The following is a 20,850-nucleotide window of genomic DNA, read 5'->3' on the forward strand; positions in this document are numbered from 1 at the left end:
GTAGCGGGCGAAATGCCGTAGTGACGGCAAAGAGAACGGATGTTCGCCCCGTCTTGCGAGGCGAACAGAACAAACTCGGTACGTAATGACATGGTATCTCTCGCATCCCAGGGCATAAGCGACTCCATAAACGGGTTCGTATGCCTTAGTTGTAAGTGTCTACCATGTCCCCGAACAAGTGTTCATGATGTCCCCGGACCGTACAGGGAGAGGGTTAGGGTGAGGGGAAAAACCTTACTGCCAACCGTACCGACGGCTGTAGAACCCTTTCACCATCTGGGTCAGAACCATGTAGCCCGCCAGAATCGCCACCAGCCATGGGAAGTAGCTCAGCGGCAGCGCCTGCAGGTTCAGGTAGCTCGCCAGCGGTGAGAACGGCAGCGCGATACCCAGTACCATGACGACGCCGGTCATGATAATCAGCGGCCAGGCGGCGCGGCTCTGGATGAACGGAATGCGGCGCGTACGAATCATATGCACAATCAGCGTTTGCGACAGCAGCCCGACCACGAACCAGCCGGACTGGAACAGGGTTTGATGTTCTGGCGTGTTAGCGTGGAACACGAACCACATCAGGCAGAAGGTCAGAATGTCGAAGATAGAGCTGATTGGGCCAAAGAACAGCATGAAGCGACCGAGATCCGACGGGTTCCAGCGCTGTGGTTTTTGGATCTGCTCGTCATCAACGTTATCAAACGGGATCGCCACCTGAGAGACATCGTACATCAGGTTCTGAATCAGCAGGTGCAGCGGCAGCATCGGCAGGAACGGCAGGAAGGCGCTCGCCACCAGTACGCTGAAGACGTTACCGAAGTTAGAGCTGGCGGTCATTTTGATGTATTTCAGCATGTTGGCGAAGGTACGACGTCCTTCGATCACGCCCTGCTCCAGCACCATCAGGCTCTTTTCCAGCAGGATGATATCGGCCGCTTCACGGGCAATATCGACCGCCCCGTCAACGGAAATCCCGATATCCGCCGCGCGCAGCGCCGGGGCATCGTTGATGCCGTCGCCCATAAAGCCGACCACGTGCCCTTCGCGGCGCAGCAGGGTGACGATGCGTTCTTTATGCATTGGCGTCAGGCGTGCGAACAGGGTAGTAGTTTTGGCAAGCGCAGCCAGTTCGTCATCGGAAAGCGTTTCGATATCGCTCCCCGTCACCACCTCGCCCGCATCCAGCCCCACTTCGTGACACACTTTCGCTGCTACCAGCTCGCTGTCGCCGGTAAGGATTTTTACGGTGATACCGGAGGCTTTCAGCGCCTTCAGCGCCGGTGCTGTGGTCTCTTTCGGTGGATCGAGGAAGGCGATGTAACCTTCGAGGATCAGATCCGACTCATCGACACGATGATAATCCCCTTCGCGGCCCGGCAAGAATTTGCTGGCGACCGCCACCACGCGCAGCCCCTGACGGTTCAGGCTGTCGGTCACGCGTTTAATGCGACGCAGCATGGTGTCGTCGAGCGGCACGATTTCACCGTTATGACGCACCTGGGTAGAGACATTGAGGATCTCCTGCAGCGCCCCTTTGCAGATCAGCTGATGGACATCCGCTTGCTCGCTGACCACCACCGACATGCGGCGACGCTCGAAGTCGAACGGGATCTCATCCACTTTTTGCCAGCGCGTTGAGAGCGTGCGCGCAGAATCTTCGTCCACCCCTTCCAGCACTGCGACGTCCAGCAGGTTTTTCAGCCCGGTCTGGTAGTGGCTGTTCAGCCACGCGGTTTGCAGCACGCGTTCGCTGACTTTGCCAGAGACATCCGTATGATTCTCCAGCACAATTTTATCCTGCGTCAGGGTGCCGGTTTTATCGGTGCAAAGAATATCCATCGCGCCAAAGTTCTGAATGGCGTCGAGGTGTTTCACAATCACTTTCTGTTTAGAAAGCTTCACCGCCCCGCGAGCCAGCGTGGAGGTGACAATCATCGGCAGCATTTCCGGCGTTAAACCGACCGCCACGGAGAGGGCAAACAGCGCCGCTTCCCACCAGTCGCCTTTGGTGTAGCCGTTGATGAGCAGCACGATAGGCGTCATCACCATCATGAAGCGGATCAGCAACATGCTGACGCGACCGATGCCTTTCTGGAACGCATTCGGCTCGCTTTCCTGCTCGCTGACGCGCCCGGCCAGCTGTCCAAACCAGGTGTTGCCGCCGGTGGCAATGACGATCGCCTGCGCGGTGCCGCTCACCACGGTAGTGCCCATGAAGCACAGAGTATCGCTTTCGAGCGGGTTGGTTTGCTGCGGGTTGCGGCTACGCGCCACTTTCTCGACCGGCAGGGATTCACCGGTCAGGGACGCCTGGGCGACGAACAGATCGCGGGCCTGCACCACGCGCAGGTCCGCCGGGATCATGTCCCCCGCCGCCAGCTTAATGATGTCGCCCACCACCAGCTGATCGATCGGCAGTTCCAGCCAGGCGCTTTCGCCCTTCTCATTGATCACGCGCTGGACGGTGGCAGTATTGCTGACCATCGCTTTCAGGGCGTCCGCCGCACGGGTGGAACGCGCTTCCTGAATGAAGTTGAGCATGGTGGAGATCGCTACCATCAGGGCTATTACGCCTGCGGCAAACAGATCTTCGGTGGCGTAGGAAATAATCGCCAGAACGGTCAACAGCAGGTTGAACGGGTTGCGATAGCAGAGCCAGAGATGGACAAACCACGGAGCCGGTTTTTGCGCCGGGATTTGGTTATCGCCGTGCTCGGCGCGTGTTTTTTCCACTTCCGCCGCGTTCAACCCTTCCGGGTGACCGCCGAAGGCGCGCCAGACTTCGTTTTCGTCCATCGCGGCGGCTTTGAGGCAATGTTCCGTCAGCGTGGGCGGAATAGCGGCCCCAGCCAGATTTTTGGCGTTCGGCAGCGGATCGCGCTGGACAAGACGGCGCGGCAGGTGGCGGTTCAGCTGAGCGAGCAGCTGCTGGGTGATATTTTTCAGCATAAAAAGTCCCCCACATCCGCAAAGGCGGACGCAGTGTTACCTTCAGGCGCAACAAGACGGTACCTGAATGGCACTTAAATTTTTATAGCAGGAACATTGAGATGTCACTGCCTCACATCACCGGCGAGACAGTTAGAAGACGACTGGCTTACCGGAAAGTACTTAAACTCCATTGCTGGAGAGGTGTGGGATCGGGATCCATACGGCCTCCGGTAAGTGAAAAAAAGGGTTAATCGCAGCGCAGTATCGTGTTTTAACCATACCTTTAGTAGCGATTCGGGCGGTATGATACGCCCGCAGATTTAAACCGTACATATACCAGACTTTGCTCATTGCTAATTAAATCGTAAGCATTAGTCTCAATTGACGACTTGCCGCCGTTACAGGGAATAAAGGATGCAGAACCGCCTGACCATTAAAGACATCGCCCGTTTAAGCGGCGTAGGGAAATCCACCGTGTCGCGCGTACTGAACAACGAAAGTGGTGTCAGCGAACGCACGCGTGAACGCGTCGAGGCGGTTATGAATCAGCACGGTTTTTCCCCTTCCCGCTCCGCGCGCGCCATGCGCGGACAGAGCGACAAAGTGGTCGCCATTATCGTCTCGCGTCTCGATTCCCTGTCTGAAAATCTGGCGGTGCAAACCATGTTGCCTGCGTTTTACGAACAGGGCTACGATCCGATCATGATGGAGAGTCAGTTCTCGCCTCTGCTGGTGGAGGAGCATCTTGGGATGCTGCAACGACGTAATATCGACGGCGTGGTGCTGTTTGGTTTTACCGGCATTAAGGATGAAACGCTGAAACCCTGGCAGTCCTCGCTGGTGCTGCTGGCGCGCGACGCCAGCGGGTTTGCCTCTGTTTGTTACGACGACGAAGGCGCGATCCTCACCCTGATGCAGCGTCTGTACGAGCAGGGCCATCGCCATATCAGCTTCCTCGGCGTGCCGCACAGTGACGTCACCACCGGTAAGCGTCGCCACGAAGCCTATCTCGCATTTTGCAAACAACACAATCTTCCAGCGGTTGCCTCGCTGCCCGGTCTGGCAATGAAACAGGGCTACGATCAGGTGGCAAGCGTGTTGACCCCGCAAACCACCGCGCTGATTTGCGCGACCGATACCCTCGCGCTGGGAGCCAGCAAATATTTGCAGGAGCAGCGCATCGACACCGTCCAGCTCGCCAGCGTGGGCAGCACACCGCTGATGAAGTTCCTCCATCCTGAGATTGTCACCGTCGATCCGGGCTACGCCGAAGCAGGCCGTCAGGCAGCTGTGCAGCTTATTGAGCAGATAAACGGGCGCAGCGAACCCCGTCAGATCGTCATTCCAGCCCACCTCTCTTAACCCTCTTAAAACGGATTATTGTGATCCTCGCCCGATTTCGGGAACGTTCCCATTTTCACCGTGTCGCTCAAAGAGTAGGCTTGCGTCCAGGTCATTACCCTCCACATCTGTCATGAGGCTTCATGATGAGCAAAGTTAAACAAACTGATATCGACCAGCTGATCGTTCTGGTTGGGGGCCGCGAAAATATCGCCACCGTCAGCCACTGCATTACCCGTCTGCGTTTTGTGCTGAACGATCCGGCCAAAGCCAATCCGAAGGCCATCGAGGAACTGTCGATGGTCAAAGGTTGCTTCACCAACGCCGGGCAGTTCCAGGTGGTGATTGGTACCGAAGTGGGCGATTACTATCAGGCCCTGCTGTCGACAACCGGGCATTCGACGGCGGACAAAGAGCAGGCCAAGAAAGCGGCGCGCCAGAATATGAAATGGCACGAGCAGCTGATCTCCCACTTCGCGGAGATCTTCTTCCCGCTGCTGCCGGCGCTGATAAGCGGAGGCTTAATCCTCGGCTTCCGCAACGTGATCGGCGACGTGCCGATGAGCGATGGCAAGACTCTGGCGCAAATGTATCCCGCGCTGCAAAGCATCTATGACTTCCTGTGGCTGATTGGCGAGGCGATCTTCTTCTATCTGCCGGTCGGGATCTGCTGGTCGGCGGTGCGCAAAATGGGCGGGACGCCGATTCTGGGTATCGTGCTCGGCGTGACGCTGGTCTCTCCGCAGTTAATGAACGCTTACTTACTTGGGCAGCAGGTGCCAGAAGTGTGGAACTTCGGCCTGTTTACTATCGCTAAAGTGGGTTATCAGGCGCAGGTTATCCCCGCTCTGCTGGCCGGTCTGGCGCTGGGCTTTATTGAGACCCGCCTGAAACGCATCGTGCCGGATTACCTCTATCTGGTGGTGGTTCCGGTCTGTTCGTTGATTCTGGCTGTGTTCCTCGCCCACGCCTTTATCGGCCCGTTTGGCCGCATGATTGGCGACGGCGTGGCCTTTGCGGTCCGTCACCTGATGACCGGCAGCTTCGCTCCGATTGGCGCCGCGCTGTTTGGCTTCCTCTATGCGCCGCTGGTGATTACCGGCGTGCATCAGACCACGCTGGCTATCGACATGCAGATGATTCAGAGCCTCGGCGGCACGCCGGTCTGGCCGATTATCGCCCTGTCGAACATTGCGCAGGCCTCTGCTGTCACCGGCATTATTTTGGTCAGCCGCAAACACAACGAGCGTGAAATTTCCGTTCCGGCGGCGATCTCCGCCTACCTCGGCGTCACCGAACCGGCGATGTACGGCATCAACCTGAAATACCGCTTCCCGATGCTGTGCGCGATGATCGGTTCGGGGCTGGCAGGGCTGCTGTGTGGTCTGAACGGCGTGATGGCGAACGGCATCGGCGTGGGTGGCCTGCCGGGCATCCTCTCGATTCAGCCGACCTACTGGCAGGTGTTTGCTCTGGCGATGGCGGTGGCGATTATCGTCCCGATGGCGCTGACGACCGTTATCTATCAGCGCAAGTTCCGTCAGGGCACGCTGCAGATTGTTTAACTTCTTCTTTCGGGGCGCAATTGCGCCCCTTCGCATTTGCAGGAACGCATTATGAATACCCTTCCGCACTGGTGGCAAAACGGCGTCATCTATCAGATTTACCCAAAGAGTTTTCAGGACACGACCGGTCGTGGCACCGGTGATTTACGCGGTGTAACGCAGCGTCTGGACTACCTAAAAACCCTTGGCGTGGACGCCATCTGGCTGACCCCTTTCTACATTTCCCCGCAGGTGGACAACGGCTACGATGTGGCGAACTATACCGCCATCGATCCGGCCTACGGCACGCTGGATGATTTTGATGAGCTGGTGGCGCAGGCCCACGCGCGCGGCATCCGTCTGGTGCTCGACATGGTGCTCAACCACACCTCCACGCAGCACGCGTGGTTCCGCGAATCGCTGAATAAAGAAAGTCCGTACCGTGAGTTCTATATCTGGCGCGATGGCACGCCGGACCAGCTTCCGAACAACTGGCGCTCCAAATTTGGCGGCAACGCCTGGCGCTGGCATGCTGAGAGCGAGCAGTATTATCTGCACCTGTTCGCCCCGGAGCAGGCGGATCTGAACTGGGAAAACCCGGACGTGCGCAGCGAGCTGAAAAAAGTGTGCGAGTTCTGGGCCGATCGCGGCGTGGACGGTTTACGTCTCGACGTAATTAACCTGATCTCCAAGGACCAGGATTTCCCGAACGATCCGCTGGGCGATGGCCGCCGTTTCTACACCGACGGCCCGCGCGCCCATGAATATCTCCAGGAGATGAGCCGGGACGTCTTCACCCCGCGCAACCTGATGACCGTGGGCGAGATGTCCTCGACATCGCTGGAAAACTGCCAGCAATACGCCGCTCTCGACGGGCGCGAACTGTCGATGACCTTTAACTTCCATCACCTGAAAGTCGATTATCCGAACGGCGAAAAGTGGACGCTGGCAAAACCCGATTACGTGGCGCTGAAAATGCTGTTCAGCCACTGGCAGCAGGGGATGCATAACGTTGCCTGGAACGCCCTGTTCTGGTGTAACCACGATCAGCCACGCATCGTTTCACGTTTTGGCGACGAGGGCGAGTACCGCGCCACCTCCGCCAAAATGCTGGCGATGGTGCTGCACGGGATGCAGGGCACGCCGTACATCTATCAGGGCGAAGAGATCGGCATGACCAACCCGCATTTCGCGCGCATCACCGATTACCGCGATGTGGAAAGCCACAACATGTTCGCTGAACTGCGGGCAACAGGCCGCGATGCGGACGAACTTCTGGCAATTCTGGCGAGTAAATCCCGCGACAACGGCCGCACACCGATGCAGTGGGATGCCACGCCGAACGGCGGATTTACCACCGGTGAGCCGTGGATCGATCTGTGCGATAACGTCGAAACCATCAATGTGGACGCGGCGCTCAACGATCCCGATTCGGTGTTTTATACCTACCAGTCGCTGATCGCCCTGCGTAAATCACTCCCGCTGCTGACCTGGGGCGACTATCAGGATCTGCTGCCGATGCACCCTTCCCTGTGGTGCTATCGCCGCCAGTGGCAAGGGCAGACGCTGATGGTGGTCGCGAACCTGAGTCGCGAATGCCAGGAATGGCAGCCGGATGCTGTGAGTGGCGACTGGCGCGTGGTCATCAGCAACTACGCCGAAGTGGCCGCGAAACCGACGGCGATGACCTTGCGCCCGTTTGAGGCGGTGTGGTGGATGCAGGAGTAATGCCTCCCGCCTGCCTCGACACGGTGCACGTTTTTGCCGGGTGGCGCTTCGCTTACCCGGCCTACAAAACCTACTTCTCAATCGTCTGAATATGGCACAGGTGTGGGTCCTCGCAGAAATCGGCGAACCGGAGGCCGGATGACAAGGTCTGGGCGCCAGGGATGGCGACCAGAGGCGAAACGAGACAGGGATGTCGAGTCGAGCCGGCCGCAGGCAGCAGGCCAGGAGGTGAGCGCAGTGCGAAGCACCGATTTCATGGCGGGGCGCGGGGATTGCAAAGGGGGCCGCGCGGTCCCCTTTGCACGTTCACAGGTGACAAACTCATTATATTCTGCTGAACATGAGGTGAACGGAACAACCTGCGTTGCTTACTTGATCACCAATACGGAGGGCGCTACATTTTCACGGCAATACCTTACTGTTTTTGTTGAATAATTAATCAGAATTTTCCTGCCTGGCCTTTACAAACGCTACAGTGCCCGCCATTTGTACTCTCGTCTTTTTACTTTGTTCTGAATCAAAAAAATCGCAAACATGTTTGATGCAAATCACTACATATAGAACTTAAAATGCACGCCGACCCAACATATTGTATTTATCGTCTACTATTCCAACAAGACAACGGCGTCAACGCTGGCCGGAATTGTGGATAACAAGCGTCGGGAACGAGGGAAGTGACTGAGACATCGGGACTTGCGTCCAGAGCATACTTCCCCACCTCTGTGGATAACCTGTTTTTAATGGAGTGATCATGACACCGCATGTGATGAAACGAGATGGCTGTAAAGTGCCGTTTAAGTCAGAGCGCATCAAAGAAGCCATTCTGCGTGCAGCTAAAGCAGCGGGAGTCGATGACGCAGATTACTGCGCCACCGTCGCAGAAATTGTCTGTAGCCAGATGAATGAACGCAGTCAGGTGGATATCAATGAGATCCAGACTGCGGTAGAAAACCAGCTGATGTCCGGTCCGTACAAGCAGCTGGCGCGCGCCTACATTGAGTATCGTCACGACCGTGACATCCAGCGTGAAAAGCGCGGTCGCCTGAATCAGGAGATTCGCGGCCTGGTCGAGCAGACCAACTCGGCGCTGCTCAATGAAAACGCCAATAAAGACAGCAAGGTGATCCCGACACAGCGCGACCTGCTTGCCGGTATCGTCGCCAAGCACTATGCCCGTCAGCACCTGCTACCGCGCGACGTGGTGCAGGCGCATGAGCGCGGTGAGATCCACTACCACGATCTCGACTACTCGCCGTTTTTCCCGATGTTCAACTGTATGTTGATCGACCTGAAAGGCATGCTGACCCACGGCTTTAAAATGGGTAACGCCGAGATTGAACCGCCAAAATCCATCTCCACCGCCACGGCGGTGACGGCGCAGATCATCGCCCAGGTAGCCAGCCATATTTATGGCGGCACCACCATTAACCGTATCGACGAAGTACTGGCCCCGTTTGTCACCGAGAGCTTCAACAAGCATCGTAAAGTGGCGCAGGAGTGGAATATTCCTGATGCCGACGGCTATGCGCACTCCCGCACCGAAAAAGAGTGCTACGACGCGTTCCAGTCCCTCGAATATGAAGTGAACACCCTGCACACCGCCAACGGCCAGACGCCGTTTGTGACCTTCGGTTTTGGCCTGGGCACCAGCTGGGAATCGCGTCTGATTCAGCAGTCGATTCTGCGCAACCGCATTTCGGGCCTCGGCAAAAACCGCAAAACCGCGGTGTTCCCGAAACTGGTCTTCGCCATTCGCGATGGCCTGAACCATAAGTTTGGCGATGCGAACTACGACATCAAACAGCTGGCGCTGGAATGCGCGAGCAAACGCATGTATCCGGATATTCTGAACTACGACCAGGTGGTGAAAGTCACCGGTTCGTTCAAAACCCCGATGGGCTGCCGCAGCTTCCTCGGCGTGTATGAAAATGAACACGGCGAGCAAATCCATGAAGGCCGTAACAATATCGGCGTGATCAGCCTTAACCTGCCGCGCATCGCGCTGGAAGCGAAAGGTGATGAAGCCGCGTTCTGGACGCTGCTCGACGAACGTCTGCAGTTGGCGCGTAAAGCCCTGATGACCCGCATCGCCCGTCTGGAAGGGGTCAAAGCCCGCGTCGCACCGATTCTGTATATGGAAGGGGCCTGCGGCGTGCGCCTGAAAGCGGACGACGACGTGTCTGAAATCTTTAAGAACGGTCGCGCATCGATCTCCCTGGGGTATATCGGCATTCACGAAACCATCAACGCGCTGTTCGGCAATCAGCATATGTATGACAGCGAGGCCCTGCGTGAGAAAGGCGTGGCTATCGTCCAGCGTCTGCGCGATGCGGTGGATCTGTGGAAAGACGAAACCGGCTACGGCTTTAGCCTGTACAGCACACCGAGCGAGAACCTCTGCGACCGCTTCTGCCGTCTGGATACCGCCGAATTTGGTGTAGTCAACGGCGTGACCGACAAAGGCTACTACACCAACAGCTTCCACCTCGACGTCGAGAAAAAGGTCAATCCGTACGACAAGATCGACTTTGAAGCGGCCTATCCGCCGATCGCCAACGGCGGTTTCATCTGTTACGGCGAGTACCCGAACATTCAGCACAACCTGAAAGCGCTGGAAGACGTGTGGGATTACAGCTATCAGCACGTGCCGTATTACGGGACCAACACGCCGATCGACGAATGCTACGAGTGTGGCTTTACCGGTGAGTTTGAATGTACCAGCAAGGGCTTTACCTGCCCGAAATGCGGTAACCACGATGCGGCCCGTGTCTCCGTGACCCGCCGCGTGTGCGGATATCTCGGCAGCCCTGACGCGCGTCCGTTCAACGCCGGCAAGCAGGAAGAAGTGAAACGCCGCGTGAAGCATTTAGGGAATGGGCAGATCGGGTAATCCGTCGCGGAATTTTCCCCCTCACCCTAGCCCTCTCCCTCAAGGGAGAGGGGACCGCCCGGCGCAGTTTTCTCCCCGACCAGCGCGATTTTCTCCCTCTCCCTGTGGGAGAGGGCCGGGGTGAGGGCATCAGCGTGCTCATTGGGAAACAGAAATGAATTACCATCAGTATTATCCCGTCGACATCGTCAATGGCCCCGGCACCCGCTGCACCCTGTTTGTTTCAGGGTGCGTTCACGAATGCCCCGGCTGCTACAACAAAAGCACCTGGCGGCTGAACTCGGGCCTGCCGTTTGACGACGAAATGGAAAACCGGATCATCAGCGATCTGAATGACACGCGCATTCCACGCCAGGGGATTTCCCTCTCCGGTGGCGACCCGCTTCACCCACAGAACGTGCCGCACATTCTGAAACTGGTGAAGCGCATTCACAAAGAGTGCGCGGGGAAAGATATCTGGGTGTGGACCGGCTACAAGCTGGATGAGCTGAACGATGCGCAAATGGAAATCGTCGACCTGATTAACGTCCTGGTCGACGGCAAGTTTGTGCAGGATTTGAAAGACCCGGCGCTTATCTGGCGCGGTAGCAGCAACCAGGTTGTGCATCATTTACGTTAATCGATGGGCGGATACCTTCTCCGCCTATCGTCTTAAAATCGACTCAAACTCTCCATCGCCACTGTTTTGAACTCCGCAAAATCGCGGCAGCCGCACAGGCGCGTCATGGCCCGTTCACGCAGGAAGGTGACGAAAATATCGTAGATCGCCATCGCCTCTTCGTACTCGCTTTTGCTGATCGCCAGCAGGAAAATCACGTGCGCCGTTTCGTCGCCCCATTTGATGCCCTGGGGTGCCAGCACAGTGTAGACCACGGTTTTTTGCGCCAGCAGACCGAGGGAGTGCGGGAGCGCGATGCCGTCACCGAGCATGGTGCTGACGATGGCTTCACGTTCCACCACCGAATCAAGAAACTCCGCGTCGACAAACCCTTCCTGACGCAATTGCCCGCACAGTTCCTGGAACAGAGTTTGCTGATCGATACTTGAATCAATCACCCGGAAATGCTCGGCGTCGAAGTATTTTTCCAGCATCCACGGACGGGTGCGGTCCACCAGCACCAGCTTGCCGATCTGCTCCAGCTGATAGTCGGTTGGGAACGGGGCGATTTGTACCACCGGTTTGGCTTTTTCGCTGATACGCGCAGTGGAGATAACGAAATCCTCGCTAATACTTTCCGCCAGTTCGTACTCACGCAACGTGACGGTGCGCGTCACTTCCACCTGTGGGTATTTACGTTGCAGCACCGCCTCAATCATACGTGCCATCGCGTTTCCGGCGTCGCAAACCAGCAGGACGCGCGGCTGGCGCTGATAGCCGACGTTGTAGTGCCGCTCCAGCCCGACGCCGATGTGCAGCACCAGAAAACCAATTTCGTTTTCGCTGATCACATACGGGGTGTATTTCCCCCAGCCAGAGACCGCCGCCAGGGTCATGTCCCACGCCATCGGGTAGTGCTGCTTGATGTTATCCAGCAGCGGGTTGGGGATCATGATTTGGTAGCGCACGCGGGTGATCATGGTTTTGATATGCGTCAGCAAATCCGCATGCAGCTGGGCGTCGTTCAGCAGGTTGTAGTTATAGTGGCTGTTGATGTAGTGCAGAATGTAATTCACCAACGCTTCGTCGTCGTCGGCGTTAATCGCACTTGGGGCGATCTCCTGAATCTGGCGCGCGGCGATGTGGACGCAGAGCCAGTTTTCCTCCGACGGGGCGAGTACTTTGTCGGCAAGGTGCGCAATGGCGACGGCGATATCACGCGCGGCATTGCGTACATTCTCTTCCACATCTTCGGCGTGAAATTCCGGCAGCGGATAGCCTTCGCTGATACGCCGCACCGACACGGCGCAATACAGACGGACAAACAGCTCGCCTTCATCCGTGAGACGAATGTGATGGCGCGTAAGGGTGTCGTGCAGCACCACCACCAGTTGCTCCGGCACGCCCGCATTGAGGGCGACTTCCGTCACCAGCGGATTGAGGCTGTCCTGCTGCGCCAGCTCCCACAGCAAATCGGTCAGGCAGGCGCGAATCGACATCTCACTGCCGAACAGTTTCATGCCGTGGCGCGGGCGCGTTTCCAGGGTCAAAGAATAACGCTGGAACCACTCTCGCACTTCTGCCATGTCACTTTGTAACGTGGCGCGGCTGACAAACCATTCATCAGCCAAATCTTCCAGTTTTAAGGAAAAGGCGGAGGTGAGAAAACGCACCACCAGATAGTGCACGCGCTCCTGACCGGTGCGCGGAATACGCAGCGCACGCGGACGGGAATCCTGCAACGACTGATAGCGCGAGGCATCATCAATTTTAAGCTGATAGCCGTTGCCGCGGCTGAGAATAAACTGCGCGCCGTGGCCAGCCAGCAGCGCGTTGAGGGCGGTGATATCCGCCCGTACGGTACGCGTGGATACCGACAACCGCTGCGCCAGTTCATCCTGCGGCAGCGTCTCGTTTTGCAACAGATCAAACAGTTGCGCTAAACGTTGGTTCGGAAATCGCACGTCTTTGTCCTCTTACGGCTCATGGCCCGGTTGAAATGACCATCTGTGATGGACTGCCGACCGGCGTGTAGTCCGGTTCAAAGCTTAGTGTGCCATCGGGCGCAACGCGAAAACGGGTGATGTTATCGCTGCGTTGATTCATAACGTACAGCCAGCGGCCCTGCTGATCCAGGGTCAGCGAGCGCGGATAATCCCCGCGCGTCCAGACATCATCCTGATGCACCAGCGTGCCGTCCGCCGTTACCCTAAAGTGCGCGATGCTGTTATGCAAACGGTTCGCGACGTAAAGCTGCTGGCCGTCGGCGCTCAACGCCAGCCCGGCGGCAAAACTGGTGCCTTTGTACTCCTTCGGCAGTGACGAAATCGTTTTGCCTGCTTTCAGAGTGCCGGAAGTCTTATCCAGTGCATACCAGGTCAGGGTTGAGGACTCTTCGTTGATCAGCCACAGGCCGTCACCTTTCGGGGTAAAGACGAAATGCCGGGGCCCCGCGCCTTTCGACGAGGCGCTGATAAATGGCGGATCGTTCGGGGTGAGTTTTCCGCTTTGACCGTCAAAGCGGTACTGATAAATGCGATCCAGGCCGAGATCCGTCGAAAAGACAAATTTCCCGCTCGGATCGGCGGCGATCATATGAGCGTGTGGGCCGTTATGATCGCTGGCGGCGAAACTCCCTTCCACTGCCGCTTCCGGCTTAGCTGCGCCAGGTTCGCCCTGATCCTGATGCGTGTCCGTTTCCTCGCCCAGACTGCCGTCTGCTTTCACCGGCAGCACCGCAATCGAACCGCTGACGTAGTTCGCCACCAGCAGATGTCGCCCTTCCGGCGTAAGCGAAACATACACTGGCCCCGCTCCACCGGACGCCACCTGATTGAGCTCGGTCAGTTCACCCTCTGCACCGATGCGCAGCGCCTGAATCATCCCTTTCTCGGCTTCGCTCGCCAGATAGAGGGTTTTGCCATCGTGCGAGACGGTGAGCTGCGCGGCGTTGGGCAGTTGGCTGACCAATTTTTTATTACCGAGCGCGCCGGTTTGCGGATCGACGGTAAAACGGTACAGCCCCTCGCCGTTCGGGTTGTAGGTGCCGACCCAGGCGTACTGGGGCTGGGCGATGGCGGCGGTGGCGAGCATAGAGAGTGAAGCAACGAGCAGGTGATGGGTGTGCATGGTGGCTCCTGGCTTTGTGCGGTTTGATGCCCTCACCCCGGCCCTCTCCCACAGGGAGAGGGCGGTTTAGTCCCCTTTCCCACAGGGAGAAGGATGTTTTAGTCCCCTTTCCCTTTGGGAGAGGGTTAGGGTGAGGGGAAAAGCTACTTAACCAACTTCTTCGTCATCTCCAGCAGCGTGCGCACGTCGTCAGGACGGGTATCACCGCTGGCTTTGTCGATGATTGAACTGTAGATATGCGGAATGATTTTGCTCACGCCTGCATCGAGGGCGATCTGCAGGATCTCCTCGAAGTTCTCCAGATCAATACCGCCGGTCGGCTCCAGCCAGAAATCGTGACGGGCGCAGGCTTCGGCGACGGCTTTGTATTCTTCACGGCATTCAAGGCCGCCCATCGGGAAGTATTTGATCGAGCTGCCGCCGAAATCTTTCAGCAGGGCAATCGCCGTTTCCACCGGGACGATACCGTCCGGCGCTTTGCTGCTCAGCGGGCCGGTGGAGATTTTGACCATCCCAACGGTACCCGTTGGTGACACCAGACCGTTGACCACGGACTCGTTCTGCCCGAGCAGCGCGCGGCTGGTCGCCACGCCAGTAAACACCTGGTTGACGTGCTGCGGCTGCACCTGGCGAGAAATCTCGCTCACCATCGCCGACTGGTTCGGGTCGCCCGCGCCCAGCCCGACGGAGAGCGCGTTGTCGATAAGCGCAGCGTATTCACGCATATCCGCAACGGCGCTCGCCACATCTGGATAGTTTTTGGAGAGCACGCCCACCAGGACATGACCTTCTGCGGCTTCATAGATCGCACTGGCGTTAGCTTTGGAACCGGCCAGCACGTTCAGACACACGCGGTCACGGTAAAAATTGGGGGTCAGTTTCATGCTTATTTCTCCTGGCTTAAGACTTCGCGGATGCGGCGATAAACAATGTTCAGCTGATCGGCGCTGACGCTGCGCACGTCCGCTTCGATAATCCCTTCGTTGGCCTTGTAGCCACGGAAATAGATCGCGTATTCACCCTGTTTAAGCTGCGATACCAGATCGCCGGTGCCGACGCCGGTGGTGGCTTCGTCGAATTGGATTTCAGTGCGCGCAATATCGCGACCGGCGCTGTCCCACACCACGCGGGCCGTGACGCCGTTTAGGGTATTCAGGGAATCGATAAATGGCGTCATTTTCGCGACCATTTCCGCCCCGCTCTCTTTGGTTGCCGTCAGATAATGTTCGATGGCGCAGGTCAGGCCGAGAATCCCCTCTTTGCCCACTTTCATTGCGCGACCAATGCCCGCCGTCTGGCGTTTCACCCACTCGACGTACTGCGTTTTGCCGATCACCAGCCCGCTGGTTGGCCCTTCAATCGCCTTCGCGCCGCTGTAGATCACCAGATCCGCGCCAGAGCGATAATAGGTGTGAAGATCTTCTTCGGCGGCCGCATCGACGATCAGCGGCAGATCGTGTTTGCGCGCCACCACTGCCGCCTGCTCGACGCTGAGCATACTTTTCTGCACGCAGTGGTGCGATTTGATGTAGAGGATCGCCGCCGTGCGTGGGGTGATCGCCGCTGCCAGCTGATCGGCAGAGCATTCGTTGGCGTACCCGGCTTCCACCAGTTTACCGCCGCCGAGCGCCACCATCGTACCCACCGGTGCACCAAAGTTAACGTTGTGGCCTTTCGGCAGCACAATTTCGTTGTTCTCGATCGGCGTGACGTGCAGGTTTTCCAGCAGCCAGTCACTGTCTTTCACCAGCACCGCCGCGACGGACTGGGCAATCCCCGCCGACGCGCAGGAGACGACCGTCGCCCCTTCCACGTCCAGCAGCTTCGCGATGTATTCCCCGGTTTTATTCACCAGATCTTTCATTTCGAAGTACTGGTTCATGCCGTCCATCGCCGCCTGCACCACTTCCGGGCGCGGCGTGGATACGCCCAGCGCGGTCATGCGGCCAGACGTGTTGATCACTTGTTTTAAACCGTATTTCTCATAAATCGAAGGCATTTTCCGTACTCCCTTGTTCGGTCATATAGCCCTTGCCCGCGCGGATCGCGGCAAGCGGCACCAGAATATGTTCAGCCTGCAGGCTGTCGTTTTCCGCATCCACCAGCAGCGTTGGCTGGCGTTTGACGGTGAACAGCGTCAGGTCGGCGTCCAGACCCGGCTGAAGGCGGCCTTTATGGGCCAGACGCAGGCCATCGGCGGCGTTGGCGGTGACACACTCGATCACCTGCGGGAGCGACATGCCAATGGCGAGGAATTTCGACATCACGCTGGCAAGGCTGCCGACCGGGCCGTTGATGCGGTTGCGGCAGTAGATGTCCGAGCTGATGGTGTGCGGCAGAATGCCCATCGCGATGGCGCGTTTCGCCACTTCAAAGCTAAAGCTCGCGGTACCGTGGCCGACGTCCAGACGCACGCCGCGCTTCAGCGCACGGGTGACGGAAGCGCGCAGCTCGCCTTCTGGCGTCAGAATACGGTTCGGTTTGCCGTTGTAGCAGTGGGTGATGATGTCGCCGGAGCTGAGCAAATCAGCGATCTCATCGAGATTCGGCGGGTTATTGCCGATGTGGACCATCAGCGGCAGATCGCCGTTCTCTTTCTGAATCGCTTTCGCGCGTTCCAGCGGCGTGATGCCGTTTTCGCCGACCACGCTGCTGCTCATGCGCGCTTTCAGGCCAACGATGAAATCCGGGTGGCGTGCAACGGCCTGTTTCACCGCATCAGCGTCGATATTAGCCATGTTCGCCAGTTCGTTCTGGGCGATCAGCCCGACGCGGGAGATGTTCAGCAGGGCAAAAACGTCCGTAGACGCTTTGCGGGTGATGTCGTAGAAGTCGTCCACGTCATCCGCACCGGTGCTGCCTGCATCCACCACCGAGGTCACGCCCGTGGCGATGCCGACGCTGTCGGGCTCATCGTGGTAGATCGGGGAATTCGGGTAGCAATGAACGTGGGAATCAATCCAGCCGGCGCTGACGAAGACTTCGCCGTTCAGCTCGACGGTTTTGTGTGCGGGAGTGGAAATCTCGCCCAGCGCTGCGATTTTACCGTCCTGGATGGCGATATCGGTCAAGGTATCGTCGGTCAGGCGCGCACGGCGCAGGAGTAAATCAAACATGCGTATCTCCTGAAAGGACGGGCGCCTTAAGCGCCCGTGGGTGTTAAAGGGCTACCGGGAACAGCGAGCCTAAAATCATGGCGCCGAGGATCGCGCCGCCGGTAATCGGCTTCTGCCAGAGGTAGAACAGCAGCGCGCCGACCAGGGAGCCGATACCAATCGGAATGGAAGCGGTCATGGCGCTGAGGATAATCAACGGCCCGAGGAAGCGGCCAGAGGCGTTACCCGCGCCCATCATCACGTCAGCCCCGTAGGTGGAGTTGCTCTGATTGATGGTGAATTTACGCGCCAGAATGATCACGTAGCCAATCGCCAGACCAATCACCAGGCCGGTCGCCAGCGAGGCGATGAAGTTGGTCACCGGGAACATGATCCCCGCGCCCAGCAGCAGCGCCGGAACGCCGAGGCCGACGCCGGTCTGAATCGCGCCGCCGATATCCAGAATCCCCACCAGGGAACCTTCGATGATACGGGCGAACAGGAAGCTTGCGCCGAACGCCGCCACCGCGCCGTACACGCCGGTGTCGATGCCTGCTTTCAACATCGCCACGAAGGCCACTTCGTTAAACGCGCCGATGCCGTACAGGTAGTACATGTGCGTCCCGGCGAAGACGCCGGAGGAGAGCAGGCCAACGAAGATCGGGAACGACCAGTCGGCATACCAAAAACCTTTATTCTGTTCCATTTAGAGGCTCCTGTTATTTGCCGCTGAGCGAGCTGTGGATCAGATCGAGCCAGTTCGGCACGGTCAGATGGAAGGATTCGATCATCTTCATGTCGAAGCCACGGAAGAATCCGCTCAGGACGAACAGCAGAACGATAGCCACCATCATCACTTTGGTGACGTGGTTCCAGCCGCTCTCTTCGACGCCTTTACCGATCAGAATACCCAGCACCAGACCCGGTACGGCGTTACCCATGATCAGCTGCGCTGCGCCGCCAAACACGGTTGCCCAGAAGCCCGATTTTTTGCCCGCATCAATTGCCGCCAGCCAGAAAATTACCGGCATTACGGTATTGACCAGCAGGTTGGCTGCCGGAACCAGCACCTTCACAGCAGTAACCTGAAGGGCTGCCGGAACGGACGAGGCGGTGAGGTTAAGGAAGGTGACCACGAACATGCCGATGATGCCGCAGGCAATCGCCATTTTGCGCGGGTCGTGCAGGGTTTCACCGACGTTGCGATTTTTCAGCATCAGCGCCGCCGCACCCCAGTTAGGGATGATGCGATGGTCAACGTCCTGAGTGAATGCCCCCGCAGCCACTGACGATGCCCAGGCGTTAAAGAAGAACCCCAGACCAAAGGAGAAGTGAGACGCCGGGTCCCCTTCACAGGAGTTCAGTTCCCCCAACGTACGAAACGCGCCCATACCTTGTGTGGTAGGCGCATGAAACATGCGTGCCGCTCCGGCGCCCACGCCGACGCCAACCAGACCGCCGATGATGAGCGATTTTATTAAAATTATCAGGAACATTAGTCTGCCCTATTAGTAAGAATCAGCGTTGCGTGACAAAGTCCACCTTGTCGAGATTGATGGCAGTCACGTTGACGGTCACATCCAGCTCCACGCTGTAAGTGCGTCTTTCCCGGCGCAAAAAGAAGTACAGAAAAGCTTCCTTACGCACCGCTTCTTGCGCCTGAACAACCTGCACATCCTGTGGCTCAATACGCAGTAAGATATGCGGCGAGGCTTTCATCACCGTCGCCTGTACGTGGTTTAGTGCGTCGGCAAAGGCGCGGGATTTCATCTCGCCTTTGCCTTTCACCCTCACCGTGGTGGTGAATTGTTCTTTCATGCTTATGCGCCGTGCTTCTTCTGCCACGCCTGCACCAGACGTTCGCCCAGCTCTTCTTTATCCATAAAGCCAAAGCCCAGCACGTTGCAGCCTTCGTTGATGGCGGTAACACCCTCTTCCACTGAACGCATGCCGTATTTGGCTTTGTAGCCATATTTGGTCTGCGCGGTGATAGCGCCAGCGCCGCCACTGCCGCAGAAAGAGATGCCGAAAGTAGCGTTTTCCGCTTTCATCACATCGCCCAGCTTCATATCCGCCGCGACACCCGGCACGACAACCGCACGACCGCCCGCTTTTTCAACGCCGAGGGCCACTTTCTGGCCTTTGCCCAGACGATCGCCGATGACTACAGTAATTTGTTCCATGGTATTGCTCCTTAAAGGTTGTCTTTCGCGACTTCGAAGTGAACGGAGAGCAGCCAGGCTTCTTCATCAGGAAGATTGCCGAACTGCGCCACCACTTCGCGGGCAAGTCGCATTGAATCTGCAGAAATTTCGTCAAACAGGTCGGCTTCCACCTCCGGCAGCGGCTCGCCGGTCACAGACCGGTGCGCCATCGCACGAACGTGTGAAGTCAGCATTTGCACCTGGACGTCATTGGGAATGATGTTGTTATGGGCAAGCAGGGTGAAAACCTGCTCCAGCATGGTGTCGGCGAGCTTTTGCGTTTGCGCTGCCTGTTCCCCAACGTCGTTCATTACCGCTCCGTTAATCACTCGTCTTACCCCGTTAATGGCTCTGGGTTCAAACTAACGCTGGCTGTGAAATGTTTGTAGCGAGTTGTTTTCCACTTCGAAGTGGAAAGGAAAGCGGCACCAGTGATCTGTGCCACATAATTGCGGCAAATATGAATTATCAGCTGGATTCACGTGATGAATATCACGCTATTCGAGGGTCAAACGGCGGGAACGAGAACGAAAAAGTTTACGAGTGGGCTCGTAGAAATGTGACGTGGATAAGGTTTTCTTATGGGGATTCGATAGAGTGCGCGTGGGTGCTTGAGACTAACTGTCTCATGCATGGGACGGAAAGTGGAAAGCCCCTACCTGAATTTAAATCAGGGTCGGGGCTGAAACAACACGTCTAGACACGTGAAGCAATGCCTTACCCGCTGCCAAGGAGGCATCCATGAAGCAGCAGAAACCGATTATCAGGGCTCTGATGATTATTGCTTTGACACTAATCATCTTATCTCTGGTAAACCGCAAAACGCTTTGCGAGCTCCGTTTTCGTCAGGGTTCGCTGGAGTTAGTTGCGCGGATGGACTGCCGCTCCGGGAAGTAAGGAGCTAACACGCGGAGGCAGGGAGTATGCCTCCGCATCACGAGACCAGGCGTACAGCTCAGGCACCCATTTAACGATACTTTTTGTGGTACTCGTTGCGCGTGGTGACGAAGCCGTCAGCAGCGGCCTGCGCTTCTTTGACCTTGCCTTCGTTGGCGAGCTTCAGCGCACCGTCGATCTGCCCGACCAGCACGTCAAAACCGTGACGGAAATCTTTCATCTCCGCGCTGTCTGGCGCCGCGTTTTCCAGCTTCGGCGGCGTCGCTTTTTGCGCATCGAGCGCGGCGGCACGCATTTTGGTTAATGCGTCTTTCATTTCCGTCGCATTATCGGTTTTTTGCACCACTTTCAGATTGGCGCTGAGGGTATCCATATTGTCTTCAAGATCGGCGGAAAACGCAGCCGGACTCATGACCAGGGTTGAAGCGACGACGACGGCTAACAGGCTTTTATACATTGCTCACTTCCTTTTTTATTATAGAAAAAGTCATACCCGAAT

The 20,850-nt window shown here is 57.3% G+C and carries 19 protein-coding genes and 1 pseudogene; 6 read left to right on the forward strand and 14 right to left on the reverse strand.

The window, feature by feature from the left end; translation table 11 throughout:
* The 3 genes and pseudogenes from C3708_RS16510 to mgtL form a co-directional block, all read right to left on the reverse strand.
* Nucleotides 1–128, reverse strand: a pseudogene (locus tag C3708_RS16510) (IS481 family transposase); the annotation flags it as partial.
* 106 nt (nucleotides 129–234) lie between these two features.
* Nucleotides 235–2,943 carry a magnesium-translocating P-type ATPase gene (gene mgtA, locus C3708_RS16515; RefSeq protein WP_103949812.1) on the reverse strand — a complete coding sequence of 903 codons (2,709 nt, stop codon included), beginning with the start codon at nucleotides 2,941–2,943 and terminating at the stop codon, nucleotides 235–237.
* A gap of 148 nt (nucleotides 2,944–3,091) precedes the next feature.
* Nucleotides 3,092–3,145 (reverse strand): mgtA regulatory leader peptide MgtL, encoded by a 54-nt coding sequence (mgtL, locus tag C3708_RS24070; RefSeq protein WP_350315582.1) that lies wholly within the window; start codon nucleotides 3,143–3,145, stop codon nucleotides 3,092–3,094.
* Nucleotides 3,146–3,339: 194 nt separating this feature from the next.
* Here mgtL and treR point away from each other — a divergent pair, with 194 nt between their 5' ends.
* The 5 genes from treR (at nucleotide 3,340) to nrdG (ending at nucleotide 11,047) form a co-directional block, all read left to right on the forward strand.
* Nucleotides 3,340–4,287 (forward strand): trehalose operon repressor TreR, encoded by a 948-nt coding sequence (gene treR / locus C3708_RS16520; protein ID WP_103947903.1) that lies wholly within the window; start codon nucleotides 3,340–3,342, stop codon nucleotides 4,285–4,287.
* A gap of 125 nt (nucleotides 4,288–4,412) precedes the next feature.
* Complete coding sequence (gene treB, locus C3708_RS16525) at nucleotides 4,413–5,831, forward strand: PTS trehalose transporter subunit IIBC (protein ID WP_174348700.1); 1,419 nt, start codon at nucleotides 4,413–4,415, stop codon at nucleotides 5,829–5,831.
* A 51-nt stretch (nucleotides 5,832–5,882) separates the two neighbouring features.
* On the forward strand, nucleotides 5,883–7,538 hold the full coding sequence (treC, locus tag C3708_RS16530; RefSeq protein ID WP_103949813.1) for an alpha,alpha-phosphotrehalase: 1,656 nt from the start codon (nucleotides 5,883–5,885) through the stop codon (nucleotides 7,536–7,538).
* Nucleotides 7,539–8,289: 751 nt separating this feature from the next.
* A complete protein-coding gene (nrdD, locus tag C3708_RS16540) occupies nucleotides 8,290–10,428 on the forward strand; it encodes an anaerobic ribonucleoside-triphosphate reductase (protein WP_103949814.1) in 2,139 nt (712 codons plus the stop codon).
* 154 nt (nucleotides 10,429–10,582) lie between these two features.
* Nucleotides 10,583–11,047, forward strand: a complete 465-nt coding sequence (gene nrdG, locus C3708_RS16545; protein ID WP_103949815.1) for an anaerobic ribonucleoside-triphosphate reductase-activating protein — start codon at nucleotides 10,583–10,585, stop codon at nucleotides 11,045–11,047.
* A gap of 32 nt (nucleotides 11,048–11,079) precedes the next feature.
* Here nrdG and C3708_RS16550 read toward each other — a convergent pair whose 3' ends face one another.
* From C3708_RS16550 to C3708_RS16595, 10 genes are all read right to left on the reverse strand, one after another.
* Complete coding sequence (locus C3708_RS16550) at nucleotides 11,080–12,990, reverse strand: transcription antiterminator (protein WP_103947899.1); 1,911 nt, start codon at nucleotides 12,988–12,990, stop codon at nucleotides 11,080–11,082.
* Between the two features lie 19 nt (nucleotides 12,991–13,009).
* Complete coding sequence (locus tag C3708_RS16555; protein ID WP_103949816.1) at nucleotides 13,010–14,155, reverse strand: lactonase family protein; 1,146 nt, start codon at nucleotides 14,153–14,155, stop codon at nucleotides 13,010–13,012.
* Between the two features lie 143 nt (nucleotides 14,156–14,298).
* Entirely contained in the window at nucleotides 14,299–15,039 is a 741-nt protein-coding gene (locus tag C3708_RS16560) for a KDGP aldolase family protein (protein WP_103949817.1), read from the reverse strand.
* 2 nt (nucleotides 15,040–15,041) lie between these two features.
* Nucleotides 15,042–16,154, reverse strand: coding sequence for a DgaE family pyridoxal phosphate-dependent ammonia lyase (locus C3708_RS16565; protein ID WP_103949818.1), 1,113 nt, complete (start codon nucleotides 16,152–16,154; stop codon nucleotides 15,042–15,044).
* The gene (locus C3708_RS16570; protein ID WP_103949819.1) at nucleotides 16,138–17,271 is read right to left on the reverse strand and encodes an amidohydrolase/deacetylase family metallohydrolase; all 1,134 of its coding nucleotides are present in this window, start codon (nucleotides 17,269–17,271) and stop codon (nucleotides 16,138–16,140) included. Before C3708_RS16570 ends, C3708_RS16565 begins: the two co-directional genes overlap by 17 nt.
* 43 nt (nucleotides 17,272–17,314) lie before the next feature.
* Nucleotides 17,315–17,956, reverse strand: a complete 642-nt coding sequence (locus C3708_RS16575) for a DUF4310 family protein (protein ID WP_095280544.1) — start codon at nucleotides 17,954–17,956, stop codon at nucleotides 17,315–17,317.
* 13 nt (nucleotides 17,957–17,969) lie between these two features.
* A complete protein-coding gene (locus C3708_RS16580; RefSeq protein WP_095280543.1) occupies nucleotides 17,970–18,746 on the reverse strand; it encodes a DUF4311 domain-containing protein in 777 nt (258 codons plus the stop codon).
* A 22-nt stretch (nucleotides 18,747–18,768) separates the two neighbouring features.
* Nucleotides 18,769–19,068, reverse strand: a complete 300-nt coding sequence (locus tag C3708_RS16585; protein WP_095280542.1) for a DUF4312 family protein — start codon at nucleotides 19,066–19,068, stop codon at nucleotides 18,769–18,771.
* A 2-nt stretch (nucleotides 19,069–19,070) separates the two neighbouring features.
* The gene (locus C3708_RS16590) at nucleotides 19,071–19,433 is read right to left on the reverse strand and encodes an SFCGS family glycine-rich protein (RefSeq protein WP_095280541.1); all 363 of its coding nucleotides are present in this window, start codon (nucleotides 19,431–19,433) and stop codon (nucleotides 19,071–19,073) included.
* A gap of 11 nt (nucleotides 19,434–19,444) precedes the next feature.
* A complete protein-coding gene (locus C3708_RS16595; RefSeq protein ID WP_095280540.1) occupies nucleotides 19,445–19,783 on the reverse strand; it encodes a glycine dehydrogenase in 339 nt (112 codons plus the stop codon).
* Nucleotides 19,784–20,195: 412 nt separating this feature from the next.
* Between C3708_RS16595 and C3708_RS16600 the strand changes: the two genes are divergently transcribed.
* Nucleotides 20,196–20,351, forward strand: coding sequence for a Hok/Gef family protein (locus tag C3708_RS16600; RefSeq protein WP_095280539.1), 156 nt, complete (start codon nucleotides 20,196–20,198; stop codon nucleotides 20,349–20,351).
* Between the two features lie 70 nt (nucleotides 20,352–20,421).
* Here C3708_RS16600 and cybC read toward each other — a convergent pair whose 3' ends face one another.
* Nucleotides 20,422–20,808, reverse strand: a complete 387-nt coding sequence (gene cybC / locus C3708_RS16605; RefSeq protein ID WP_103949820.1) for a cytochrome b562 — start codon at nucleotides 20,806–20,808, stop codon at nucleotides 20,422–20,424.
* Between the last annotated feature and the right edge of the window lie 42 nt (nucleotides 20,809–20,850).

Source organism: Lelliottia sp. 7254-16 (genome assembly GCF_002922995.1).
Lineage (GTDB): Bacteria > Pseudomonadota > Gammaproteobacteria > Enterobacterales > Enterobacteriaceae > Enterobacter > Enterobacter jeotgali.

What these genes read in the sequence shown, in the direction of transcription:
- mgtA (WP_103949812.1), bottom strand. Translation starts at nt 2,943, where the DNA reads ATGCTGAAAAATATCACCCAGCAGCTGCTCGCTCAGCTGAACCGCCAC.
- treR (WP_103947903.1), top strand. Translation starts at nt 3,340, where the DNA reads ATGCAGAACCGCCTGACCATTAAAGACATCGCCCGTTTAAGCGGCGTA.
- treB (WP_174348700.1), top strand. Translation starts at nt 4,413, where the DNA reads ATGAGCAAAGTTAAACAAACTGATATCGACCAGCTGATCGTTCTGGTT.
- treC (WP_103949813.1), top strand. Translation starts at nt 5,883, where the DNA reads ATGAATACCCTTCCGCACTGGTGGCAAAACGGCGTCATCTATCAGATT.
- nrdD (WP_103949814.1), top strand. Translation starts at nt 8,290, where the DNA reads ATGACACCGCATGTGATGAAACGAGATGGCTGTAAAGTGCCGTTTAAG.
- nrdG (WP_103949815.1), top strand. Translation starts at nt 10,583, where the DNA reads ATGAATTACCATCAGTATTATCCCGTCGACATCGTCAATGGCCCCGGC.
- C3708_RS16555 (WP_103949816.1), bottom strand. Translation starts at nt 14,155, where the DNA reads ATGCACACCCATCACCTGCTCGTTGCTTCACTCTCTATGCTCGCCACC.
- C3708_RS16560 (WP_103949817.1), bottom strand. Translation starts at nt 15,039, where the DNA reads ATGAAACTGACCCCCAATTTTTACCGTGACCGCGTGTGTCTGAACGTG.
- C3708_RS16565 (WP_103949818.1), bottom strand. Translation starts at nt 16,154, where the DNA reads ATGCCTTCGATTTATGAGAAATACGGTTTAAAACAAGTGATCAACACG.
- C3708_RS16570 (WP_103949819.1), bottom strand. Translation starts at nt 17,271, where the DNA reads ATGTTTGATTTACTCCTGCGCCGTGCGCGCCTGACCGACGATACCTTG.
- C3708_RS16575 (WP_095280544.1), bottom strand. Translation starts at nt 17,956, where the DNA reads ATGGAACAGAATAAAGGTTTTTGGTATGCCGACTGGTCGTTCCCGATC.
- C3708_RS16580 (WP_095280543.1), bottom strand. Translation starts at nt 18,746, where the DNA reads ATGTTCCTGATAATTTTAATAAAATCGCTCATCATCGGCGGTCTGGTT.
- C3708_RS16585 (WP_095280542.1), bottom strand. Translation starts at nt 19,068, where the DNA reads ATGAAAGAACAATTCACCACCACGGTGAGGGTGAAAGGCAAAGGCGAG.
- C3708_RS16590 (WP_095280541.1), bottom strand. Translation starts at nt 19,433, where the DNA reads ATGGAACAAATTACTGTAGTCATCGGCGATCGTCTGGGCAAAGGCCAG.
- C3708_RS16600 (WP_095280539.1), top strand. Translation starts at nt 20,196, where the DNA reads ATGAAGCAGCAGAAACCGATTATCAGGGCTCTGATGATTATTGCTTTG.
- cybC (WP_103949820.1), bottom strand. Translation starts at nt 20,808, where the DNA reads ATGTATAAAAGCCTGTTAGCCGTCGTCGTCGCTTCAACCCTGGTCATG.